General features: G+C 64.4%; 17 protein-coding genes. 11 read left to right on the top strand and 6 right to left on the bottom strand.

Features of this window, described 5'->3' with window-relative positions:
• Positions 1-66 precede the first annotated feature (66 nt).
• The 4 genes from J3454_RS07975 to J3454_RS07960 all read left to right on the top strand — a co-directional run bounded on the left by J3454_RS07975 (position 67) and on the right by J3454_RS07960 (position 5,584).
• A complete protein-coding gene (locus J3454_RS07975; RefSeq protein WP_349513241.1) occupies positions 67-2,469 on the top strand; it encodes a TonB-dependent receptor in 2,403 nt (800 codons plus the stop codon).
• Positions 2,470-2,621: 152 nt separating this feature from the next.
• Positions 2,622-3,536, top strand: a complete 915-nt coding sequence (locus tag J3454_RS07970) for a hypothetical protein (protein ID WP_349513240.1) — start codon at positions 2,622-2,624, stop codon at positions 3,534-3,536.
• Positions 3,526-4,668 carry a 7TM domain-containing protein gene (locus J3454_RS07965; RefSeq protein WP_349513239.1) on the top strand — a complete coding sequence of 381 codons (1,143 nt, stop codon included), beginning with the start codon at positions 3,526-3,528 and terminating at the stop codon, positions 4,666-4,668. Before J3454_RS07970 ends, J3454_RS07965 begins: the two co-directional genes overlap by 11 nt.
• Before the next feature lie 7 nt (positions 4,669-4,675).
• Positions 4,676-5,584, top strand: a complete 909-nt coding sequence (locus tag J3454_RS07960; protein WP_349513238.1) for a sugar-transfer associated ATP-grasp domain-containing protein — start codon at positions 4,676-4,678, stop codon at positions 5,582-5,584.
• On the opposite strand, the gene J3454_RS07955 is transcribed toward J3454_RS07960, so the two are convergent.
• Genes J3454_RS07955 through J3454_RS07945 form a run of 3 tightly spaced genes read right to left on the bottom strand, consistent with a single transcriptional unit; the run spans position 5,581 to position 8,412 of the window.
• Entirely contained in the window at positions 5,581-6,150 is a 570-nt protein-coding gene (locus J3454_RS07955; RefSeq protein ID WP_349513237.1) for a GDYXXLXY domain-containing protein, read from the bottom strand. The two genes, J3454_RS07960 and J3454_RS07955, sit on opposite strands and share 4 nt — an antisense overlap.
• Positions 6,147-7,301: a DUF2157 domain-containing protein gene (locus J3454_RS07950; protein WP_349513236.1), complete on the bottom strand. Its 1,155-nt coding sequence runs from the start codon at positions 7,299-7,301 to the stop codon at positions 6,147-6,149. Before J3454_RS07950 ends, J3454_RS07955 begins: the two co-directional genes overlap by 4 nt.
• Positions 7,302-7,344: 43 nt before the next feature.
• Positions 7,345-8,412, bottom strand: coding sequence for a substrate-binding domain-containing protein (locus J3454_RS07945; protein ID WP_349513235.1), 1,068 nt, complete (start codon positions 8,410-8,412; stop codon positions 7,345-7,347).
• Between the two features lie 189 nt (positions 8,413-8,601).
• Between J3454_RS07945 and J3454_RS07940 the strand changes: the two genes are divergently transcribed.
• Positions 8,602-10,350, top strand: a complete 1,749-nt coding sequence (locus J3454_RS07940) for a sensor domain-containing diguanylate cyclase (RefSeq protein ID WP_349513234.1) — start codon at positions 8,602-8,604, stop codon at positions 10,348-10,350.
• Here the strand turns inward: J3454_RS07940 and J3454_RS07935 are convergent, their stop codons facing one another.
• Positions 10,351-10,746 (bottom strand): acyl-CoA thioesterase, encoded by a 396-nt coding sequence (locus tag J3454_RS07935; protein ID WP_349513233.1) that lies wholly within the window; start codon positions 10,744-10,746, stop codon positions 10,351-10,353.
• A 106-nt stretch (positions 10,747-10,852) separates the two neighbouring features.
• On the bottom strand, positions 10,853-13,084 hold the full coding sequence (locus J3454_RS07930) for a S9 family peptidase (protein WP_349513232.1): 2,232 nt from the start codon (positions 13,082-13,084) through the stop codon (positions 10,853-10,855).
• Between the two features lie 121 nt (positions 13,085-13,205).
• Between J3454_RS07930 and J3454_RS07925 the strand changes: the two genes are divergently transcribed.
• Positions 13,206-15,014, top strand: a complete 1,809-nt coding sequence (locus J3454_RS07925; protein ID WP_349513231.1) for an aminopeptidase P family protein — start codon at positions 13,206-13,208, stop codon at positions 15,012-15,014.
• Positions 15,015-15,100: 86 nt separating this feature from the next.
• Positions 15,101-15,487: a VOC family protein gene (locus J3454_RS07920; RefSeq protein WP_349513230.1), complete on the top strand. Its 387-nt coding sequence runs from the start codon at positions 15,101-15,103 to the stop codon at positions 15,485-15,487.
• A gap of 11 nt (positions 15,488-15,498) precedes the next feature.
• Here J3454_RS07920 and J3454_RS07915 read toward each other — a convergent pair whose 3' ends face one another.
• Positions 15,499-17,085 (bottom strand): helicase HerA-like domain-containing protein, encoded by a 1,587-nt coding sequence (locus J3454_RS07915; RefSeq protein WP_349513229.1) that lies wholly within the window; start codon positions 17,083-17,085, stop codon positions 15,499-15,501.
• A gap of 116 nt (positions 17,086-17,201) precedes the next feature.
• Here J3454_RS07915 and pabB point away from each other — a divergent pair, with 116 nt between their 5' ends.
• The 4 genes from pabB to rpmG all read left to right on the top strand — a co-directional run bounded on the left by pabB (position 17,202) and on the right by rpmG (position 20,425).
• On the top strand, positions 17,202-19,016 hold the full coding sequence (pabB, locus tag J3454_RS07910; RefSeq protein WP_349513228.1) for an aminodeoxychorismate synthase component I: 1,815 nt from the start codon (positions 17,202-17,204) through the stop codon (positions 19,014-19,016).
• Complete coding sequence (locus tag J3454_RS07905; protein ID WP_349513227.1) at positions 19,013-19,672, top strand: RluA family pseudouridine synthase; 660 nt, start codon at positions 19,013-19,015, stop codon at positions 19,670-19,672. Before pabB ends, J3454_RS07905 begins: the two co-directional genes overlap by 4 nt.
• Entirely contained in the window at positions 19,665-20,105 is a 441-nt protein-coding gene (gene arfB / locus J3454_RS07900; protein WP_349513226.1) for an alternative ribosome rescue aminoacyl-tRNA hydrolase ArfB, read from the top strand. The genes J3454_RS07905 and arfB overlap by 8 nt, the downstream gene beginning before the upstream one ends.
• Before the next feature lie 152 nt (positions 20,106-20,257).
• Entirely contained in the window at positions 20,258-20,425 is a 168-nt protein-coding gene (gene rpmG / locus J3454_RS07895; protein ID WP_017664380.1) for a 50S ribosomal protein L33, read from the top strand.
• Positions 20,426-20,461: the final 36 nt, after the last annotated feature.

Here is a 20,461-nt window from a genome sequence, read left to right as displayed (position 1 = left end):
GTCGCCGCAGCGTCACCATCGACTGCCACGGGAAGGGCCTCTCTCCACCAAGAAGGGCTTTCCCGAATGCTCCGCACCCCGTTCACGCGCGTCTCGCTGATCGCGCTTACCGCCACGCTCGCCGCTGTCCCGCAGGCCGTTTTCGCCCAGGACGCCGTGGCTTCCGAGGCTGACGATCAGGCCTCAGGCAACCAGATCATCGTAACCGCGCAGAAGATCGAGCAGCGCGCGCTCGACGTGCCGATCACCATCTCGGCCACGACCGGCGAACGAATCCGTGAACTGGGCGTGACCGATCTGGACGAGCTGTCCTACTACACCCCCGGCCTGCTCATTCAGGAACAGAGCGCCAACAACCCCGGCATCGTGATCCGTGGCATCACGTCTGACAGCGGCTCCGCGCAGGAAGGCCCGCGCGTCACGCTCTATTACAACGGCGTCGATATTTCGCGGTCACGCGGCTCCTATCAGGCGATTTATGATCTGGAGCGGGTCGAAGTGATCAAGGGTCCGCAGGCGACCCTGTTCGGGACCGCTTCGGCAGTCGGCGCGATCAGCCTCGTTTCGGCCAAACCGCGCGAAGGGTTTTCGGGCGAACTGCGGGGCGGTTATGGTAATTTCAACCAGACCGTGCTGGGCGGTTTCATCAATATCGGCTCGGATGTCATCGCGGCACGCGTTGCCGGTGAATGGCGCACGCGCGACGGCTATGTCGAAAACCTCAGCGCCAATCAGGACGAGGAACTTTATGCGCAAGACCAGCTCGGCCTGCGCGCGTCGATCCGCTACACGCCGAGCGCCGACTTCACGCTCGATGTGATCGGCACCTACGATCAGCAGCGCAACGGCGGGACACCGTTCATCTCGGCGGCCTTCCCGGCTTCGGCGACTTCGCCCGGTGGTCCGGCCAACGCCTTTGTCGACGCCAATCTCGGCGGCAACCCGGCAGGCGCGGCGGCGCTCGGTAATGACCAGCTCGGCCTGAACCGCGAAGTCTACGACCTCAACATTACAGCTGAATACCAGTTCGCCGACGAATGGACGTTCACCACCGTCAACGGCTACCGCGAGTTCGACAGCCGCGAGGTATTCGATGCTGACGGCACGGCTGCGCCCTTCCTCGAATTCGCCGAGAATGCCGACGGCTGGCAGGTCAGCCACGAAGGGCGCTTTTCCTATTCCAGCGACAAGCTGCGCGCCAGTGCAGGCTGGAACCTATTCATCGAAGATGGCGGTCAGGCCGTGCCCTTCTCGACTGAGGAAGGCCTGTTTTTGCAATGCGCCGCCTTTACTCCGGTCGGGCAAGCTGTCGGCATCCCGCAGATCATTCCAGGCCTACCGTGCGTTGCAGCCGACGGCAGCGTGCCTGCGACGGCGGTGACAGCTCTTGCCACCGGCGGTGCGTTCTCGGCCATTCCCTATTCCTCAATGTTTGAAAACCAGGGCCGGAACGAAGCGTATTCGGTCTTCGCCGATGTCACCTGGATTCCGTTTGACGCGCTCGAACTGACCGCCGGTGTCCGGTTGTTGGATGAATACCGCCAGTCAAGTTTCTTCGCGGATGTCCCGGCACCGTTCCTGCCGAACGCCACGCCGGGTGCGCCGTTCACTCCGTCGCTTATCCCCGGACAGACCGACACCAACGGCCAGACCTTTACGGCCGATGCTTCGTTCCAGGCCGTTCTGCCACGCTTCAATGCGCTGTACCGGATCAGCGATGATGTGAACGTTTACGCCACCATTTCCAAGGGGCGCCGCTCACCCGTGGTGCAGCTTGGCGCACGGCCCGACGGAGCCGGTGTGGTCGCCAACCGCACCGATGTGGGCGAGGAAATCGTTTGGAACTACGAAGGCGGAATCAAGCTCGCCTCCGGCCCGATCTCGGCTTCGCTGGGCGTCTATTACCAGGTCTACGACGACTTTCAGGTCTCTGTGCCGGACCCGGATCGGCCGGGAACCTTCATTACCCGCAGCGCAGGCAGCGCCAGCAATCTGGGCGTTGAGGGAGAGCTGGCGGTCGACGTGGCAGAATGGTTCAACTTGTTCGGAAATTTCGGCTATATTGATGGCGGGATCGACGATGACCCGGCCAATGGCATCTTCGCAGGCGCGCGGTTCCGCCTCCAGCCTGAATTTCAGGCGTCCGGCGGCTTCACGATCGATGCGCCGGTCAGCGAAAGCGTGCGCTTTTTTGCAACGCCCAGCGTGACCTATCGCAGCCGGATCGTCTTCGAGCTTCCCTCCCAGTTGAGGCCTGTACCGCTCTCGCAGGACGCAGTAACGCTGGTGAATGCGCGCGCCGGGGTCAGCTTTGCCGATGACCGGTACGAGATCGCTGGCTTCATCCGCAATGCCTTCAATGAAGATTACCTGCTCGACGCGGGCAACACCGGAGGGGGCTTCGGCATACCGACCTTCATTCCGGCAGAACCGCAGTTCTACGGGGTCGAAGTCTCGGCACGCTTCTGATCCGGACCGTTAACGATGTTCACGGGGCGGGAGGCCGGTTGCGGCCTTCCGCCCCTGTTCGTTCGTGGCCCGCGATTATGGTTTATGGATCTGGTTAGGAATTCCTAAACGTTACTACCGTAGCCCTACGTGAATTAACGGGGGCTAACGCCATGAAATATTCCTTTCGCACGCTGTGCGCCCTGCTGGTCGCGGCGTCCGTTACCTTCGCGGCGCATCCGGCGATGGCACAGGAATCCGGCTGGCAGCTGGAACCCGATGCCCGGATCGAGGTGCAGACGGTTAGCGCCCAGACCACCACCCGCGACGATGATCTGGTGATCGATGGCGAGGCCATATCCGTCCGCGCCCGGGTTGGCGCGGCGCTGGAAAAGCGCGGTGTACGGCTGCGCATCGAAGCCGACCGGATCGAGGTCTTCCGACTGGGTGAGGAGCGGCGCGACTTTGCCCGGGACCGCTTTACCGCGACGGTTCAGACCGACATCGAGAAAGACTGGGAGCTGCAGCTTCAGGCCCGCCACTTCGACGACGCGATCTCGGTCGAGGCGATCGACACCGACGAATGGCAAGGCTCGGCGCGCCTGACGTGGGAGCCTGAACGCGCGCACCGGGTGCGGGTGCAAGGCACCTGGCGCGAACGCGAATATGCCAACGGCGCCGCCGCTGAAACCACCGGCGAGGGCGCCCGGATCGATGCGCAATATCGCCGCCGGTTCGGGCGCTATCACTACCTTGCCTTCGATCTGCGCACCGAAGCGATCCGTTCGGACGATGCACGGCGCGGTTACGAACGCGAATCCGCAGGCGTTGCCTATACCCGTCCGATCACGCCCGATCTGCGCGTGCGCCCTGCAATCGAAGTGATCCGTACCCGCTTCGACGGTCGGTTCGCCGATGATGGCGAACGCCGCCGCGACAGCCTGATCGTGCCCGAGGTGGAGCTGTTGTGGTGGCCCGACCGATGGCGGATCGAGGCCGAGGCCAAGTACATCTTTTCCGGCAGCAACGAACCCGTGCGCGAGCGCGAGGGTTACCGGCTGACGCTTTCGGTCGGGTATGCGTTCTAGGCTGATCTCAACCTTTCGGCAGTTCTGGGAACGAGCGACGCCGCAAATCCGGCACCCGATCTATATCGGGATTGTCGTGGGCCTGTGCATCGCTGCGCTGGTCGCATTGGGGTTTGCCAACACCGATACCTTCTTTTCGCTGCCATCGTCATTCAATGGCAAGTCCACGTCGGAAGCAGTGTGGGGGTTGAAGCCGTCCAACCTGCTGATGGTTCTGCCGCTGGGCGCATTCCTGGTGGTGCTGGCGCGCAGCTTTGTCGGCCTCAAGGCGTTCGGCCTGTTCACGCCGATGCTGATCGCCCTGGCGTTCCTGCAGATCGGCCCGATCATGGGGCCGGTGGTGCTGGTTTCATCGGTGGTGGTGGGCATGCTGGTTACGCCCACGCTCCTCAAATTGCGGATGACCCGTGTCGGGTTTCTCGGCGTGCTGATTTCGCTGATCGTGCTGGTGCTGGTTGCGCTGCAGATGCTGCTCGATACCAAGCTTCAGGTGGATGCCTTCCCGGTGATCGTTTGCGGCCTGTGCGTCGAACGGTGGTGGAAGCAATGGGGCAAGGATGGCGCAAAACCGGCGGCGAGGATGGCGCTGAATACCTTTATCCTGGCGGTCGTGATCGAATTCGTGATGGTCAGTGAATTCGCACTGGCGCTGATCGACGCGTCGCCGCTGCTGATGCCGGCGGCAACCGCGATCGCAATCGCGATCCTTGGCCGGTATCGCGGATTGCGGCTTTCGGAAATCGCCCGGTTCGCGCCGATCTGGCTGGAACGAAGGCGGAAAGCGAGAACGCTCGTGCTGCCAGACGATGTGGCCGAGGACCGGCGGCAGGGGTTGCCGGACAAGCGGCGTGTGCCCCAGCCCGCGACCGAGCGAGCGCCGCTCCGGCCCGCGGTTGCTGCAGCGGCCGAAGCTGCCCCGCCCCTTTCCGGCATGTGGGTCATCAGCTCGCGTGCCGAGCTCAAGCGTTTGGCCCGAAGGCGTGTCCCGCAAGCCAGCGCGAATGTAGTCCCCGATCGCGAGGCTCAGTTCGAGCCTCGCATCGCCGCGTCCGGCACCGGCTCTGCCGACTTCACGTCCGGTCGGCCACCAATCCACAATGCCTGGATCATCCGCACGGTAGAGGATGTTTGAGATGTTCATGAGCCTGACAAAGAAGTTCGGCAGAGGCGAGCGGCCGTTCAATCCGCTTGATGAAATCCTCGGCATCAACATGCGCAATGCCCTGATCGCGAAATATAATCCGCGCAGCGCGATCGAGCGGGCGCGCGACAAGGTGGCGGCCAAGGTGGCGCTGGAGGCGGCCGGGATCGCCTGCACCGGGACAGTGGCGGTGATCGACGACCATCAGAAGCTGGGCGAGTTCAAGCCGCTGCGCGACATGCCCGATGCCTGGGCGATCAAGCCTGCGCGCGGATCGCAAGGCGACGGCATTCTCCTCGCAGTCCGGCGGGAAGGCAACACCTGGTTCAAGGGATCGGGCGCCCCCCTGACCGAGGAAACGGTGATGCATCACATCCAGAAGGTCGTCGACGGCGGCTTTTCGGGCGATTCCGCGGCCGAGGACGCGGCGCTGATCGAACCGCTGATCATCGCCGACCCGGCGCTGGCCGGAATCGTACCCGAAGGCCTGCCGGATCTGCGCGTCATCAGTCTGCATTACACGCCGCTGATGGCGATGGTGCGGCTGCCGACCAACGAATCCGACGGAAAGGCGAACCTCCATCAGCGCGCGATCGGGGCGGGCATTTCGCTGGAAACCGGGCGCATAACGCGCGCGGTGGTAAAAGGCGAGGTCATTACCCATCACCCCGATACCGGCGTGCCGTTGATCGGATTCGAAATTCCGGGGTGGGAGCGCGTGCTCGAACTGGCATCGAAATGCGGGCCGGCGGTAGGCTTGGGCTATTGCGGGGCGGACATCGTGCTCGACGTCAATGACGGTCCACTGGTGATCGAGGTCAATGCCCACCCCGGAATCGAAATCCAGAACATCAATCAGGAGGGCTTGAAGGCACGGATCGCGGCTACGGGCGAGGACTTCCGTTAGGGCGCGGTCATGATCGCGGGCGGGGTGAAGGGCCGCTGATCCGGCGCATCGCGCTCGGCCCGTTCCTCCGGCGTGAGCGGGCGAAAGCGAATGGCAATCGGGGTGAAGCTGCCATTATCGCGCTGACGGATCGTCACTATCCCGCGCTGGTCGCGGTCCCGCAGTTGCAGATCGAGCGCGGCAGCGCGGTTCTGATCGAGATAGAGCCGCCCCCGTTCGAGACTGGAGATCCCGTAGATATGATCCGGATCGGCCTTGGCTGGGTGGGCGCATGAGGCAAGATCGGCCTCGGTCGCGACCGGGACAGCACGGTCGAGCCGCGGCGCATCCCCCGACAGGCACAGGAACGCCAGCCCGCTTTCCGTTCCGCTTTCGAGCGGCCAGTCATAGGTGAACTCGACATAATGTCCGCGCAGGAAATCGCGTGGGTCATAGCCTTGGATCGGCACCTCCCACGCGGTGCCTTGCCGGTAGGTATTGTCGCTCTGTGCCCATAGGCCGGCGAGGCCGAGCGCGGGGATCAGCACGGCGGCAAGGCGCGCGATTGCGTGCACGGGGCGGTTCATGTCTCTGCCTCCGGTCGCGGCGCGAAAGCCTTGGACACCCGCACAGCGGCCCATGCCACGCCAAGGATCAGCAGGCCCGAAAGGATCAGACCGAACCCGCTCGCCAACAGATCGCCCGCCAGTTCGAAGCTGAGGATGATGAGCCGCAAGGCGATCACCCCGACGCTTAACTGGAACACCCCGCGCCAGTGCGCCACCAGCGCGGCGGCGGCAATGCCGATCCATAGCGCCATGAACAGCAAGGCAACGGCAAGGGTGAGATCATCCGTGGCATGGGCAAGCGGCATCACGGCGCCTGCCCCGACCATTATCGCACCCGCCATCCGGCCAGACACATCCGGCCGCGCCAGCATGACGCCCAGCCCGGCGAGCGCCGCCACTGCGCCACGCAGCGCCATACCCACGCCTTCCGTCGACAATCCGCCCTCGCCGAAGCCGCCGGCACTCGCCAGCGCACAGGCGAAGGATGCGCCACCCACCGCATAGGCGAGCGCAAGCTGTTCGACCCGCCGCCAGAAATCGCCTCGAATGCTTCGGGCGCGCATGGCCGCTGCCAGCGGCGCGGCCAGCACCGGGAGCGCGCTCACCAGCGCCAGCCACAGATAGGCCGGATCGGTTCCGCCGCCGCCCGCCGATCCGAAGCCGGTATTTGCCCCGACATATTCCCACGCGCACCAGGTCATCCCGCCCATCACCGCCGCCGCCGTCAGCCACCCGCGCCCCATCAGGAGCAGCAGCGGCGCGAACAGCGCCAGCCACACGGCCAAGGGCTGCCAAAGCGGCGAGGACGTTTGATAAACCTGCCCGATATGCCCGAAGAAAGTGAGGCCCAGCGCAGCGGCAACGAACAGCAGCGCCTCGACCGCCCACGGGGATGCCGCCGCCAGCCGCTCCTCACGCCAGAACAGCGCGCCCAGCGCGGTGACGATCAGCGCGAAATGCACGGAAAGCCGCAGCTGGCCGGGGATGTCCTCCCAATTGGCGGCAACCACCGACACCAGCCCCAGCCCGATCGCCAGCGCGCCGATGCCGAATACTGCCCACAACGCCAGTGGGCGGGCGTGCTGCGCCTCGTAGGCGAGCAGCCGGTCGCGCGTGCCTGCATCAATCAGACCGGCGTCGTGCCATGCGGCGATTTTGCGGGCGCTCATGCGGGATGGCTACCGCGCAATGCCCCCGGCCGCAATCGGATGCTTACTCGGCGGCGAGATCCGCGCGCGTAAGGGTGATCTGCTCGGCGACCTTGCGGGCATTTTCCGCCATCGTCTCGGGCGGCATGGCGACCATGCCGATACGTGCCAGCGGTCCATCCTTGCCCCAGTTCTGAACCCATTCGTCCAGATAAGCGCCCAGACCGGGGATGGCGCGCATATGCGCCTTCTTTACATAAACATACAGCGGACGTGCGCCGGGATAGGCGAAGCTGGCAATGTTTTCGTAAGTCGGCTGGACGCCGTTCATCGGAAGCCCCTGCACCTTGTCCGCATTCTCGTCGAGATAGGAAAAGCCGAACACCCCGACCGCGCGCGGATTGCTTTCGATCTTCTGAACGATGAGGTTGTCCTGCTCGCCCTGATCGACATAGGCCCCGTCATCGCGCACTTCAGTGCAGATCTGGTTGTAGCGGTTCTCGTCGCTTTCCTTGAGCGCCTTCATTTCCGGGTTGGACGCGCAGCCGACTTCCAGCACCAGTTCCTTCAGCGCATCGCGCGTGCCCGAAGTGCTGGGCGGGCCGTAGACGAGAATCGGCTCGGCCGGCAGCGCGGGGTCGACATCGGCCCAGGTTTCGGCGGTTTGTTCGCGGCCATAAGGGCTGGCTGCCAGCGCTTCGTAGATCGTCTGCGGCGACAGGTTGAGCATGATGCCATTCCGCGCCGATGCAAAGGCAATCCCGTCCAGCCCCACCTGAAGCTCGATGATCTCCTCGACATTATTGGTGGCGCAACGATCAAACTCGCTTTCCTTCATCCGGCGCGATGCATTGACCATGTCGGGGGTGTTGGACCCCAGGCCTTTACAGAACAACTGGATACCATTGCCGGTGCCGGTGGATTCGATCAGCGGCGAGCGGAAATCGGTGTTCGAACGGGCGAAGTTTTCGGCTATCAGCTTGGCGAAGGGATACACTGTCGACGAGCCGACGGCGTGGACGGTATTGCGCGCACTGCCACCTCCACCGGTGCTGTCGCACGCGGTCAGGGTGAGGGCGGCGAGCGCCAGCGCAGCGCCGGTGCGGGCGAGGACGGAGAGACGACGGGTCATGGCATATCCTGGATTGGGGTAAAGCGTCCGCTAGAGCCGGTTCATGACAACCGCGTGACTCGCGCGGTTCTGCTCAACGGACGGCATTGTGCAGTTTGCGCAACTCCATGAGTTTCAATCAGAATCACTCCGAAATGGAGATAGTCCGCTTAACAGCATCGTAAGGGCTAGCGTGCTAGCAGCGCTGCCATGGCACGATTGCGCCTCACCTTATGGTCATGGATGGCTGCGGCGCTGCTTGCGCTGGGCCTTGCTGCGCCTGCTGCCGCCCATAATCGCGACCGGACGAGCTTTGAGCCGGATTGCCATGCCGTCTCCGGCGCGGACCGCACTGCCAGAGCGATGACAGGCCCCGCGGCGTGGAATTGCAGCGGCACCGGCTGGCAAGCCACCGCCCCGGTCGCCTGGCTACGGTTCGATATGGACAAGTGGAAGGGCACGCCCGCTCCGCGCCAGTTCTTTACCCGCACTTCGCGCCACGAACGGATTACCATCTACGCGCTCGACACCGATGGCACCTTGCGTTCGCGCAGCTTTGCGGAAACTGATGGCCGTCCGTTCGCCAGAGGGCCGGTATTCAGCTTGTCTCTGCCTCCGGTCACGTCCGAGACCGAGGCGGTGCTGGTGCGGATCGACAGTCCGCACTCGATCCCCTTGCTGACCGAGGCGGGGCTGGCGCGCCATCTCGACGATGCGGGGCGATCGGTCGAGGAGATGATGCTGTTGGCGATGGTGCTGGGGATGCTGGTGCTGCCGCTCTTGTTCGACGTCAGTTTCTACCTCGTACTGCGCGAACGTTTCGTCCTGTTCCATGCGGTGATGGTTGTGGCGATGATGGGCTACGTGCTGTTCGCTGGCGGCGTGATTACGGCGGTCGTGAGCCTGCCGGTGGCGTTCCTTGCGGTGATGGCGCCGCTGTGCTGGGCAATCGGATGCGGGGCGGCGCTTTTGTTCCTGAGCGAGTTTCTCGAACGCGGTGCATTGTCGCGCTCCATGCGGCGGATCACCTTCTGGGCGGGATGCTGGACGATTGCGGTGCCGGGGTTCTTAGCGCTGCAATTCCACGCGACGCAGGCCTTCGATGATGCCGCCTATTTCTTCACCATCACGCCTGCCGCGGTGGTGGTATCGGTCGCGCTGATCCATGCGATTCTGCGCGGCAGCCGTTCGGCCAAATTCGTGGCGGTCGCGTGGTTCCCGCTGATCCTGACCTCGCTTGAGCGCCTGAGCCGGGGCTTGGGCGTTTACGCAGGGCCTTCCAGCCTCGATTCGATGATGTTCGTCGCGACCGGGATGGAAGTGGTGGTGATCAGCCTTGCGATTGCCGACCGCTTCCTCGCGATCCGCAACGAGCGCGATGCCGCGCTGACCGAGGCGCGGATGCTGGAGCAGATCTCGACCCGCGATTCGCTCACCGGCCTGATGAACCGCCGCGCGATCGAGGCCCGCTTCGACGAGCTGCTGGCGCAGGGCTTCGATACCTTCGCGCTGGTCGATCTCGACCGGTTCAAGGCGATCAACGATCTGCACGGCCACCAAGTTGGCGACGCCGCGCTGATTGCCTGCGCCAACGCAATTCGCGCCGCCGGGGACCGGGATTCTATCGCGGTCAGGCTCGGCGGGGAGGAATTCGTGGTGCTGCTGCGCGGGGAACGCACGCTAGAACGGGCCGAGGCGATGCGGCAGGCCATTCCGATGCGCATCGCGAAGGATGTTCCGGGGCTGGAACTGCCGGTGACTGCCAGCATGGGGGTGATCATGCTGGCTCGGGCCGCGCGCCAGACCATGCAGTTCGCCGAATTCTACGCTCGTGCCGATGCGCTGATGTATGAGGCCAAGGCTTCGGGCCGCAACCGGCTCGCCTATGAACGACTGACGGTGTTCAGCGAGCCGCCCGCCGGGCGCAGGCGAACGCCGAGCGAGGGCAGGGCGGCATAATCAGGCGCGAAAGGGTGCGAGCACCTCGGGCCGCACCCGTGCGAGCCTGCCGGTTGCGCGATCGAGCATCGCCCACGTCGTCGCCGCACTGACGAGGCGTTTGCCAGCGCTGTCGGTGAATTCCACCCGGCGAAGCGATTTGGCACCCTGCGACGGGTCTTCGATCCAGGTGGTGGCGCTGACGGTTTCGCCCTCGGACACGTTGCCGCGATAATCGATCTCGTGCCGCACCACGACCCAGAAGAACGCCGTCCGGTCTTCCGGACGGGCGACGGCATCCCAGTGGGCGGTGGCCATGTCCTGAATCCACTGCACCCACACGGTGTTGTTGACGTGGCCGAGCGCGTCGATGTGATTGGGCGCTGCGGTAAAGGTGCGAGTGAAGCGACTAGTCACTTCTCCCCCTCCCGTTTGCGGCAGGGGGTCGGGGGGTGGGAGTGAAAAACCATCGCGCGTTTCATGCCCACCCCCGGCCACTCCCGCAAGCGGGAGGGGAGATATTCTACTTCGGGGCCATCCCCATCTGCCACAGGATGAAGGCGTATTCTTCTGCCGTTTCCTTCAGGGAATTCCAGCGGCCAGATTGCCCGCCGTGGCCTGCGCCCATGTTGGTCTTCATCAGCAGCAGGTTGTCGTCGGTCTTCACTTCGCGCAAGCGTGCAACCCACTTGGCCGGCTCCCAATAGGTCACCCGCGGATCGTTGAGGCCCGCGGTCACCAGCATCGGCGGATAATCCTTGGCCACCACCTGATCATAGGGCGAATACGACAGGATATAAGCGAACGCCGCCTTGTCTGTGATCGGATTGCCCCATTCCTGCCACTCGCCCGGCGTCAGCGGCAGCTTTTCGTTGAGCATCGTGCCCAGCACATCGACGAACGGCACATGCGCGACAATGGCGCCATATTGCGCAGGATCCTGATTGATGATCGCGCCCATCAACTCGCCGCCTGCCGACCCGCCGCTCGCGGTCACCATGCCTTCCGCCGTGTAGCCCTGCGCGATCAGCCCGCGCCCGGCGTCGACGAAATCGTTGAAGGTGTTCGTGCGTTCGAACAGTTTGCCCTGCAGATACCAGCGCCTTCCCAGATCATCTCCGCCGCGAATATGCGCAATGGCATAGGCAAACCCGCGATCCACAAGGCTGAGGCGCGAGGTCGAAAAGCCCGGCGGGATGGCATAGCCATAGGCGCCGTAGGCATAGAGATGCAGCGGCCCCGGCCCTTCGATCCCGGCCTTGGCGAGGATCTCCGCGCGATCTTTGCGCATCACCACGCTGACCGGCACCATCGTCCCATCGCGCGCCTGCACCGTCAGCCGCTCGGTGGTATAGAGGCTGGCGTCGTAACCACTGGGGATTTCCTGCGTCTTCAATGTCTCGAGCCCGCCGGTCGCCACGTCGTAGTCATACACCGTGCCGGGCGTCACCATGCTCTGATACGACAGCCGCAGCTTTTTCATGTCGTATTCGGGATTGTTCGAAAGCCCGGCAGAATAGCTCGCCTCGGGAAAGGCGATCGGCGTCACCTTGGCCGGATCGGCATATTGGCGCAGCTGGATCTGGTCGAGTCCGTTCAACCGCCCTTCGGTGACGAAGAAATTCTTGAACAGGTCGAAATCGGTAAGGTAGAAATCGTCCGAACCGGCGATCACTGTCTGCCAGTCGCCCGGCGTTTCCAGCGATGCCTTGGCCAAGCGGAAGTTGATGTGGTCGTCATTGGTCCACACCCACAATTCCCCGTCCCGCACGTCCACGGCGTATTCGACGCCCTTCTTGCGTGCCTTCACCAGTACGGGGGCCGCGGTTGGGGCAGCAGCAGGCACCAGCCGAACTTCGCTGGTCTCGTTGTCGCCGGTGGCAATGATCAGCCAGTCCTCCTGCGCGCTAAGCCCGGTGCCGACGCTGAAGCTCTGGTCCTCTTCCTCATATAGCGTCACGTCTTGGCTGGTCGGCGTGCCGATCACGTGCAGCTTGGCCTCCAGCGTGCGCCATTCCTCGGTCGCGGGGCTATAAACCAGCGCCGTATCATTCGCGACCCAGACCAGACCGCCACGCAGGTTGGTGAGTTCGTCGGGCAGATGCTCGCCGGTCTGCAGATCCTTGATCCGAGCGGTGTACCGCTCCGATCCATTGGTGTCGGTCGAATAGGCCAGATAGCGCCCGTTCTGGCTGACCGAAGCTGCGCCGAGGCTGAAATATTCCTGTCCCTCGGCAAGCGCGTTCTCGTCAATCAGCAATTGCGTCTCGCCGCCAGCCACCGGCTTGCGGTAATGCTTGCGGTATTGCGCGCCTTCCTCGAACTCGCTCCAGTAAAGATAATCGCCGTCCTTCTGCGGCACGGTGCTGTCGTCTTCCTTGATGCGGGCGCGCATCTCGGTGAACAGCGCCTCGGTCAGCGGAGCCTGTGCTGCCATGTGCGCTTCGAAATACGCGTTCTCCGCCTTGACGTGATCGAGCACATTGGGGTCGTCCACCACCGGATAGGATTTGTCGTAGAGCCAGTCATACGGGTCTTCGATGGTGATCCCGTGATGGGTGTACGAATGCGGGCGCTTGGGTGCGACCGGCGGCTGGATTGCACCAGTAGACTTGGGGGCAGGCGATGGGGCAGCGGCGGAAGATTTGGTCACGCGGGTGGAGTCCTCGACTTGGGCCGCCAGTGCGGCGGACGGGGCAAATGTGGTGGCGGCAAGCGCGCTGGCAAGCGCAAGCTGGCTGATCGGGCGAGGCATATGTCGGCGATCCCTGTGAAGCGTCCGGGTGGAAAGTCACGGCCTTTCGGCCTATGTCAGCCGTTCTAACCGGACATTCCCGCGCGGCAAGAGCCTGCGCCGACACCCGAGGATCGATACCATGCTGATGCAGACCCATGAAGCCCGCCTTGCCGCCCTGCGCGAAGAGTTGAAGCGGCGCGGCGTCGAAGGCTTCATCATCCCGATCAGCGATGAGCACATGAGCGAATATGTGGGCGATTATGCCCAGCGACTGAACTGGCTGACGGGCTTTGGCGGATCGGCCGGGTTTGCGGCGGTGACGCTCGATCACGCGGCGATCTTCGTCGATGGGCGCTACACCGTGCAGGTGCGCGATCAGGTCGACGGGCAGTTGTTCGATTACAAGAGCGTGCCCGGAGATAGTCTTGCCGGATGGCTCGCTGAAGTCTGCGAGAAGGGCGCACAGATCGCCTATGATCCCTGGCTGCACACCTGGGCCTGGGTCGAGGCGCTGGAACGTCAGGTCAACCCCAAGGGCATCACGCTGGTGCCCGCCGACAGCAATCCGATTGATGCGGTGTGGGCCGACCGGCCTGCAGCTTCGGCAGCAAAAGCAATCGTGCATGACGATGCGCTGGCGGGGCAATCATCGGCAGAAAAGCGCGCAGTTGTGGCCGATTGGCTCATTAGGGAGGGCCACGATGCGGTGGTGATTCCAGCGCTCGATTCGGTCGCATGGCTGCTCAACATCCGCGGGGCCGATGTGTCGCACACGCCCGTCGCGCTCAGCTATGTTATTGCGCACAAGGACGGCAGCGCCGAATTGTTCATCGCGCCGGAGAAGGTGACGCCGGAGTTGCTGCGTCATTTGGGCAATGCAGTGACGATCCGGGAGCGTAGCGCGTTCGAAGGTGCGCTGAGGGGCGAATTGTCCGGCAAGACGGTTGCGCTCGATCCCGATTTCGCGGTGGTCGGCATCGCGCAAGGATTGCGGGCAGGGGGCGCGAAGTTCGCCTTCAAGCAAGACCCGACAATCCTTGCCAAGGCGATCAAGAATTCCGCCGAGCAGCAGGGCCACCGTGATGCGCAGGCGCGCGACGGGGCAGCGGTTTCGCGGTTCCTGCGCTGGCTGGAAGTGGAAGCGCCCAAGGGCGGGGTGGACGAATTGGCCGCCGCCGCGCGCCTGCAGGCTTTCCGCGAGGAAGACGCTGGCCTGCGCGACCTTTCCTTCGACACCATCTCCGCCGCTGCCGGCCACGCGGCGCTGCCGCACTACAAAGTGGACGAAGACAGCAACATCCCGATCCCGCCCTCCTCGATCTATCTGGTCGATTCGGGCGGGCAGTATCCGGGCGGCACCACCGACATCACCCGCACGGTGTGGGTCGGGCCGGGAGAGCCTTCAGCAGAAATGCGCGACCGCTTCACCCGCGTGCTGAAAGGCCACATCCAGATCGACCGTGCGGTGTTCCCGCAAGGCACCTGCGGCGGGCAGCTCGATGTGCTGGCGCGGCAATATTTGTGGGAAGCGGGCGTCGATTACGCTCACGGCACCGGCCACGGAGTCGGCAGCTTCCTTGGCGTGCACGAAGGCCCGCAACGCATCGCCAAGCCGGGCGGCGGGCAGGCAGGCACCGCGCAGGAATTGTTCGCAGGCATGATCCTCTCGAACGAACCGGGCTATTACAAGGCCAATGCATTCGGCATTCGGATCGAGAACCTGGTGCTGGTGGAGGAGCGGCAGATCGAAAGCGCGGAAGGCCGCTATCTCGGGTTCGAGACGCTGACCTTCGTGCCGATTGATCGCAAGCTGATCGATCGCGGCCTTTTGAACGCCGACGAGATCGCATGGGTGGATAGCTACCACGCCAAGGTGCGCACGCTGCTCGCCCCGCAATTGACGGGCGATGATCTGGCATGGCTGGAGCGGGAGACAGCACCGCTTTGAGCACGCTTGTGCCGCGGCTTCTGTTCTTGTAATGTTCCTGAATAGGCGAGTCGCGCGGCGCGGCACGCGATTCGGGAGGACCAATCATGATCGGTTACGTTACAGTAGGCACCAATGATCTGCCGCGGGCGGCGGCTTTCTATGATGCGATTGCCGTGCATTTCGGCGTCGGACGGATGATGGACAATGATCAGTTCATTGCCTGGGGCGACATGGCATCGCCCAGCGCCGGGCTTGCTGCGACCAAGCCGTTCGACGATCAGCCCGCCAGTGTCGGCAACGGCACAATGGTCGCGCTGATGGTGGACAGCCCGGAAAAGGTGGACGCGGTCTACGCCACCGCGATAGCGCAAGGCGGCAGCGACGAAGGTGCGCCCGGCCCGCGCGGGGATGACGGATTCTATGCGGGCTATTTCCGCGATCTTGATGGCAACAAGCTGAACGTGTTTTGCATGGTCGCGCCGACCGGCTGACCGCAGCGGAGTCAGCGCATCAGCCCGCCGATCAGGTTGCGAACGAAGCGTCCGGCAATCGGCCCTGCCAGATCGGTGGCGATCGATCCGGCGGCAGACGTGATACCCGAGGCCATCGGGTTGGCGCGGCTTTTCCTGCCGAGAATGCTCGACGCGGCCATCCCTGCCGCGCCGCCCGCAGCGACCTTGACCCCGCGCGAGACCGCCTTGCTCCACAGGCTGGTGTGCTTGCGTGAACGCTTGCCGACTTCCTCCTCGCCCAGCTCCTCGACCTCCTCGGCGGTGGCGGCGGCATCGGCGGCCTTGGCGGCGAGCACTTCCTCGGCGCTTTCGCGGTCGATCCGCGTGTCATACTTGCCATCGAGCGGGCTGATCGACTGAATGATCGCGCGCTCCTTGGCGCTCACCGGACCGAGCCGCGAACGCGGCGGCTTGATGAGCGTGCGTTCGACGATCGTGGGCGCGCCGTCCTCGTCGAGGGTCGAGACCAGCGCTTCGCCCACTTTCAGTTCGGTAATCGCGGCCTCGACGTCGAGCTTCGGATTGATCCGGAACGTCTCCGCCGCTGCTCTGATCGCCCGCTGATCGCGCGGGGTGAAGGCGCGCAGGGCGTGCTGCACCCGGTTGCCCAGTTGTCCGGCGACTTCCTCGGGAATGTCGATCGGATTCTGGGTGACGAAGAACACCCCGACCCCCTTCGACCGGATCAGCCGCACCACCCGTTCGATGGTGTCCTGCAGCGCCTTGGGCGCATCGTCGAACAGCAGGTGCGCCTCATCGAAGAAGAACACCAGCTTGGGTTTTTCGGGATCGCCGACTTCGGGCAGGCTTTCGAACAGTTCGGCCAGCAGCCACAGCAGGAAGGTGGCGTACAGCTTGGGGCTGCGCATAAGCTTGTCGGCGGCGAGCACGTTGACGTACCCGCGTCCTTGATCGTCAAGCTTCAGGAAGTCGTCGATCTCAAGCGCGGGTTCGCCGAAGAAATTGTCCGCCCCTTGCGATTCGAAGCTGAGCAATTGCCGTTGGATCGACCCGACCGAAGGCTTGGTGACATTGCCGTATTTGCCCGAAAGTTCCGCCGCGTTCTCGTTCGCCCATTGCAGCATCGCCTGCAGATCGCCGAAATCGAGCAGCAGCAGCCCGTTCTCGTCGGCGTGGCGGAAGATGATCTGCAGCACCCCTTCCTGCGTCTCGTTCAGGTCGAGTAGGCGCGACAGCAGCAGCGGCCCCATCTCGGACACGGTGGTACGGATCGGGTGGCCCTGTTCGCCGTATAGATCCCAGAAGATCACCGGATTATCGGAATAGGCATAATCGCTCATGCCCAGTTCGGCGGCGCGCGATTCGAGCTTGTCGGCGTGCTTGAAGGTCGGCGAACCCGGCATGGCGATGCCCGACAGATCGCCCTTCACGTCAGCGACGAAGACCGGCACTCCGGCAGCCGAAAAGCTTTCCGCAAGGCCTTGCAGGGTCACGGTCTTGCCGGTTCCGGTCGCGCCCGCAATCAGCCCGTGGCGGTTTGCGCGATTAAGGCCGAGCGCCTGCCGCGATCCCGCCGCACCCAGACCCAGGAAGATTTCGGTTGCGCTGTCCGCCATTGCTTGCCCCTTGTCGTATCCCGATCGCCGCGATCGCCCTTCGTGCCGATGTGCAGGGGGTGGGCGCAGCGGTCAAGTTCTCGACTTGCGCGACATTTGCGGTATGGCTGGCGCGCATGGGCCAACCATCACCATTCGTGCTGCTCGACGATGCCCGCGCCGGGGAAATAGCTGCCGATGCGCTGCTTTACGAGGCTCCGCAGGCGCTGTTTGTGGCCACCTGTCCGGATGCGGTCGACAGCGTGCTTGCCGCCGCAGAGGCTGCGCGGCGGGACAGTGGCGGATCGCTGGCGGGCTATATAGCCTACGAAGCCGGGCTGGCGCTGGAGCCGAAGCTCGCCGATCTTGCTGCGGCGCGCTCTGGGGCGGCGGGGCCGCTGGTATGGCTCGGCCTGTTCGATGCGCCCCGGCGGATCGCGGCTGCCGATGTGCAGGGCTGGCTGGCTGACCGGGCCGAGGGGGCTGGTACCATCGGGCCGATGGAGCCGCAGCTGTCGGCTGGCGGTTATGCCGCCGCGTTCGAGCGGCTGCGCGAGGCGATCCATGCGGGCGATATCTATCAGGCGAACCTCACCTACCTGCTCGCCGGTTCGTATCGCGGCGATCCGGTGGGGCTTTACGCGGCGCTGCGCGATGGCAGCCGCGCCGGATATGGCGGACTGATCTTCGACGGGTCGCACTGGCTTTTGAGCTTTTCGCCCGAGTTGTTCGTCGCGCTCGACGGGGGCGATGCCAAGGTCAAGCCGATGAAGGGCACGCGGCCCCGCGCCGCCGACCCGGCGGTGGATCGCGCCATGGCCGAAGACCTTGCCGTCTCGGTCAAGGACCGGGCCGAAAACCTGATGATCGTCGACCTGATGCGCAATGATCTGTCGCGCGTGGCCGAGCCGGGCAGCGTGTGCGTGGATGCGCCCTTCGCGGTCGAAACCTATCCGACGGTGCACCAGATGGTGTCAACCGTGCGTGCGCGTCTTGAACCCGGCAAAGGCGCTATGGATCTGGTGCGCGCGCTGTTTCCATGCGGATCGATCACCGGCGCGCCCAAGATCCGGGCGATGGAATTGCTGGCGGATATCGAGCGTGATGCGCGCGGCCCCTATTGCGGCGCGATCGGGCGGATCGACAGCGATGGCAACGCTGCGTTCAATGTGGCAATCCGCACGCTGCGGCTCACGCCGGTCGAGAACGGGCAGGGCAACGCGGTGCTCGGCATCGGTTCGGCGATCGTGGCCGATAGCGATGCATTGTCCGAACGCCGCGAATGCGAGGTCAAGGCAGGCTTCCTCCGCCGCGCCGCGCCCGACCTGACAGCGCCGATGTGCGACCTGATCGAGACGATGCGGTTCGATCCCGAAAGCGGGATACCGCTGCTCGAACTGCATCTCGCCCGCATGAAGCGAAGCGGGGCAGAACTCGGCTTTGCGCTGGATCGCCATGCCTTGCGCAACCAGATTCAGGCGCTGTGTTTCGAACTGGATGTGCCAGCCAAGGTGCGCCTGCTGGTGGCGCGCAGCGGGGCGAGCGCGCTCGAAACCGGGCCGCTGCCTGCCGCCATGGCCGAGCCGGTGAAGGTGGCCGCGCTGCCCAATCCGCTCGATCCGTCCGACTGGCGGCTGGCGCACAAGACCTCCGATCGCGGCTTTTACGAGGATGCGCTCGCTGCCGCGCGGGCGATGGGCGCGGCCGAGGCTGTGCTGGTGCGGGCGGATGGGCTGGTGACAGAGGGCAGCTATACCAATATCTTTGCCGGCGGGCCGGACGGCGTGCTGCTGACTCCGCCCGCGGCCCTTGGCCTGCTGCCCGGAATTCTGCGCGAACATCTGATCGCCGAGGGCCGCGCGCGCGAGGCGGAATTGACGCTTGATGATCTCAACCAAGGCTTCTGGCTCGGCAATGCCCTGCGCGGGCTGATACGGGCAGAACTGATATGACACTCCCTATTCTTTACGAAGACGGCGAAGCACTGGTGATCGACAAGCCTGCGGGCCTGTCGGTCGATCGTCCCCGCAAGGGCGGACTGTGCCTCGATGACCACCTCGACGCGCTCAAGCTGGGCTTCCTGCGGCGGCCCGTGGCGGTGCACCGGCTCGACACCGATACGTCGGGCTGCCTGCTGCTGGCGCGCAATCCGAAGGCGCTGGCGCGGTTCAACAAGTCGTTTGAGGAGCGTCTGGTCGGCAAGACCTATCTGGCGATTCTGGCGGGCCGCCCGCCGGGGACGCAAGGCACGATCGAACTTGCGTTGTCCAAAATCAGCTCGGCGGAGAAAGGCTGGCGGATGATCGCGGCCAAGAAGGGCAAGACTGCCGTCTCGCACTGGGAGATGGTGGGCGAACTCGGCCCCCACAGCCTGATCCGCTTCCGCCCCGAAACGGGCCGAACCCATCAGCTGCGCGTTCATGCGCTGAGCGGCCTCGGCGCAGCCCTGCTGGGCGATCCTGTCTATGGCGGGGGCAATGCTCCGGGGGCGAAGCGGACGATGCTCCACGCCGAAAGCCTCACCGTCACGCGCCCCGGCAAGACCCCAATCGAAGCCCGCGCCGCCCTGCCTGCCGATTTCCGCGCGCTGGGGGCGCATGATGGATGACGGCGGTGATCAGGGGTCGCCAGAACCGCTGAGCGCCCGCGCCATCCGGCTGGCGCAGGAAAGCTTCCTCGCCGGATCGGGGCCGGGCGGGCAGAACGCCAACAAGGTCGCGACCGAGGTGGAACTGCGCGTGAATATCTATGCGCTGCGCCTGCCGCCGCCGGTCTTCACGCGGCTGCGCGCGCTGGCGGGGTCGAAGCTGGCGGGCAATGGCGATCTGATCGTCACCTCCAAGGCCCACCGCACGCAGGAGGCCAACCGCCAGGACGCCCGCGCTAAGCTGGCCGCACTGCTCGAGGACGCCCAGACCGAACCCAAGCGCCGCGCGAAAACCCGGCTCAACCGCGTGGGCAAGACCGCGCGGCTCAAGACCAAGAAAACCCGCGGCACGATCAAGGCCAATCGCGGCAAGCCGCGACCTTCGGACTGGTAGCGCCGTCTTTTCGCGCGCCTTGACTTTTTCCCGCGATTCGGCGAATGGCGCCAGCGTGAGCGGTGTGCCGGGCCTTCCGGGCGCGCCGCATTTGCTTTTTTGACGCCCGCGTTCGGCAATGCGTGGGCCAATCGATTTGACAGGAAACCGCCATGGCGAAGCCCACCACCGTGAAGATCCGCCTCGTCTCGAGCGAAGGCACTGGCTTCTTCTACGTGACCAAGAAGAACCCGCGCAACATCACCGAGAAGATGAGCTTCCGCAAGTACGATCCCGTCGCGCGCAAGCATGTCGAATTCAAGGAAGCCAAGATCAAGTAAGGCTTCTTTCGCGCCTGCCCGGCTGCCGCGGCGGGC

The sequence above is a fragment of the Erythrobacter sp. NFXS35 genome, from assembly GCF_040148725.1.
GTDB lineage: Bacteria > Pseudomonadota > Alphaproteobacteria > Sphingomonadales > Sphingomonadaceae > Erythrobacter.
The sequence above is the reverse complement of the archived record's forward strand: the minus strand, read 5'-3'. Positions and strand labels throughout refer to the sequence as shown.

What these genes read in the sequence shown, in the direction of transcription:
- J3454_RS07975 (WP_349513241.1), top strand. Translation starts at nt 67, where the DNA reads ATGCTCCGCACCCCGTTCACGCGCGTCTCGCTGATCGCGCTTACCGCC.
- J3454_RS07970 (WP_349513240.1), top strand. Translation starts at nt 2,622, where the DNA reads ATGAAATATTCCTTTCGCACGCTGTGCGCCCTGCTGGTCGCGGCGTCC.
- J3454_RS07965 (WP_349513239.1), top strand. Translation starts at nt 3,526, where the DNA reads ATGCGTTCTAGGCTGATCTCAACCTTTCGGCAGTTCTGGGAACGAGCG.
- J3454_RS07960 (WP_349513238.1), top strand. Translation starts at nt 4,676, where the DNA reads ATGAGCCTGACAAAGAAGTTCGGCAGAGGCGAGCGGCCGTTCAATCCG.
- J3454_RS07955 (WP_349513237.1), bottom strand. Translation starts at nt 6,150, where the DNA reads ATGAACCGCCCCGTGCACGCAATCGCGCGCCTTGCCGCCGTGCTGATC.
- J3454_RS07950 (WP_349513236.1), bottom strand. Translation starts at nt 7,301, where the DNA reads ATGAGCGCCCGCAAAATCGCCGCATGGCACGACGCCGGTCTGATTGAT.
- J3454_RS07945 (WP_349513235.1), bottom strand. Translation starts at nt 8,412, where the DNA reads ATGACCCGTCGTCTCTCCGTCCTCGCCCGCACCGGCGCTGCGCTGGCG.
- J3454_RS07940 (WP_349513234.1), top strand. Translation starts at nt 8,602, where the DNA reads ATGGCACGATTGCGCCTCACCTTATGGTCATGGATGGCTGCGGCGCTG.
- J3454_RS07930 (WP_349513232.1), bottom strand. Translation starts at nt 13,084, where the DNA reads ATGCCTCGCCCGATCAGCCAGCTTGCGCTTGCCAGCGCGCTTGCCGCC.
- J3454_RS07925 (WP_349513231.1), top strand. Translation starts at nt 13,206, where the DNA reads ATGCTGATGCAGACCCATGAAGCCCGCCTTGCCGCCCTGCGCGAAGAG.
- J3454_RS07920 (WP_349513230.1), top strand. Translation starts at nt 15,101, where the DNA reads ATGATCGGTTACGTTACAGTAGGCACCAATGATCTGCCGCGGGCGGCG.
- J3454_RS07915 (WP_349513229.1), bottom strand. Translation starts at nt 17,085, where the DNA reads ATGGCGGACAGCGCAACCGAAATCTTCCTGGGTCTGGGTGCGGCGGGA.
- pabB (WP_349513228.1), top strand. Translation starts at nt 17,202, where the DNA reads ATGGGCCAACCATCACCATTCGTGCTGCTCGACGATGCCCGCGCCGGG.
- J3454_RS07905 (WP_349513227.1), top strand. Translation starts at nt 19,013, where the DNA reads ATGACACTCCCTATTCTTTACGAAGACGGCGAAGCACTGGTGATCGAC.
- arfB (WP_349513226.1), top strand. Translation starts at nt 19,665, where the DNA reads ATGGATGACGGCGGTGATCAGGGGTCGCCAGAACCGCTGAGCGCCCGC.
- rpmG (WP_017664380.1), top strand. Translation starts at nt 20,258, where the DNA reads ATGGCGAAGCCCACCACCGTGAAGATCCGCCTCGTCTCGAGCGAAGGC.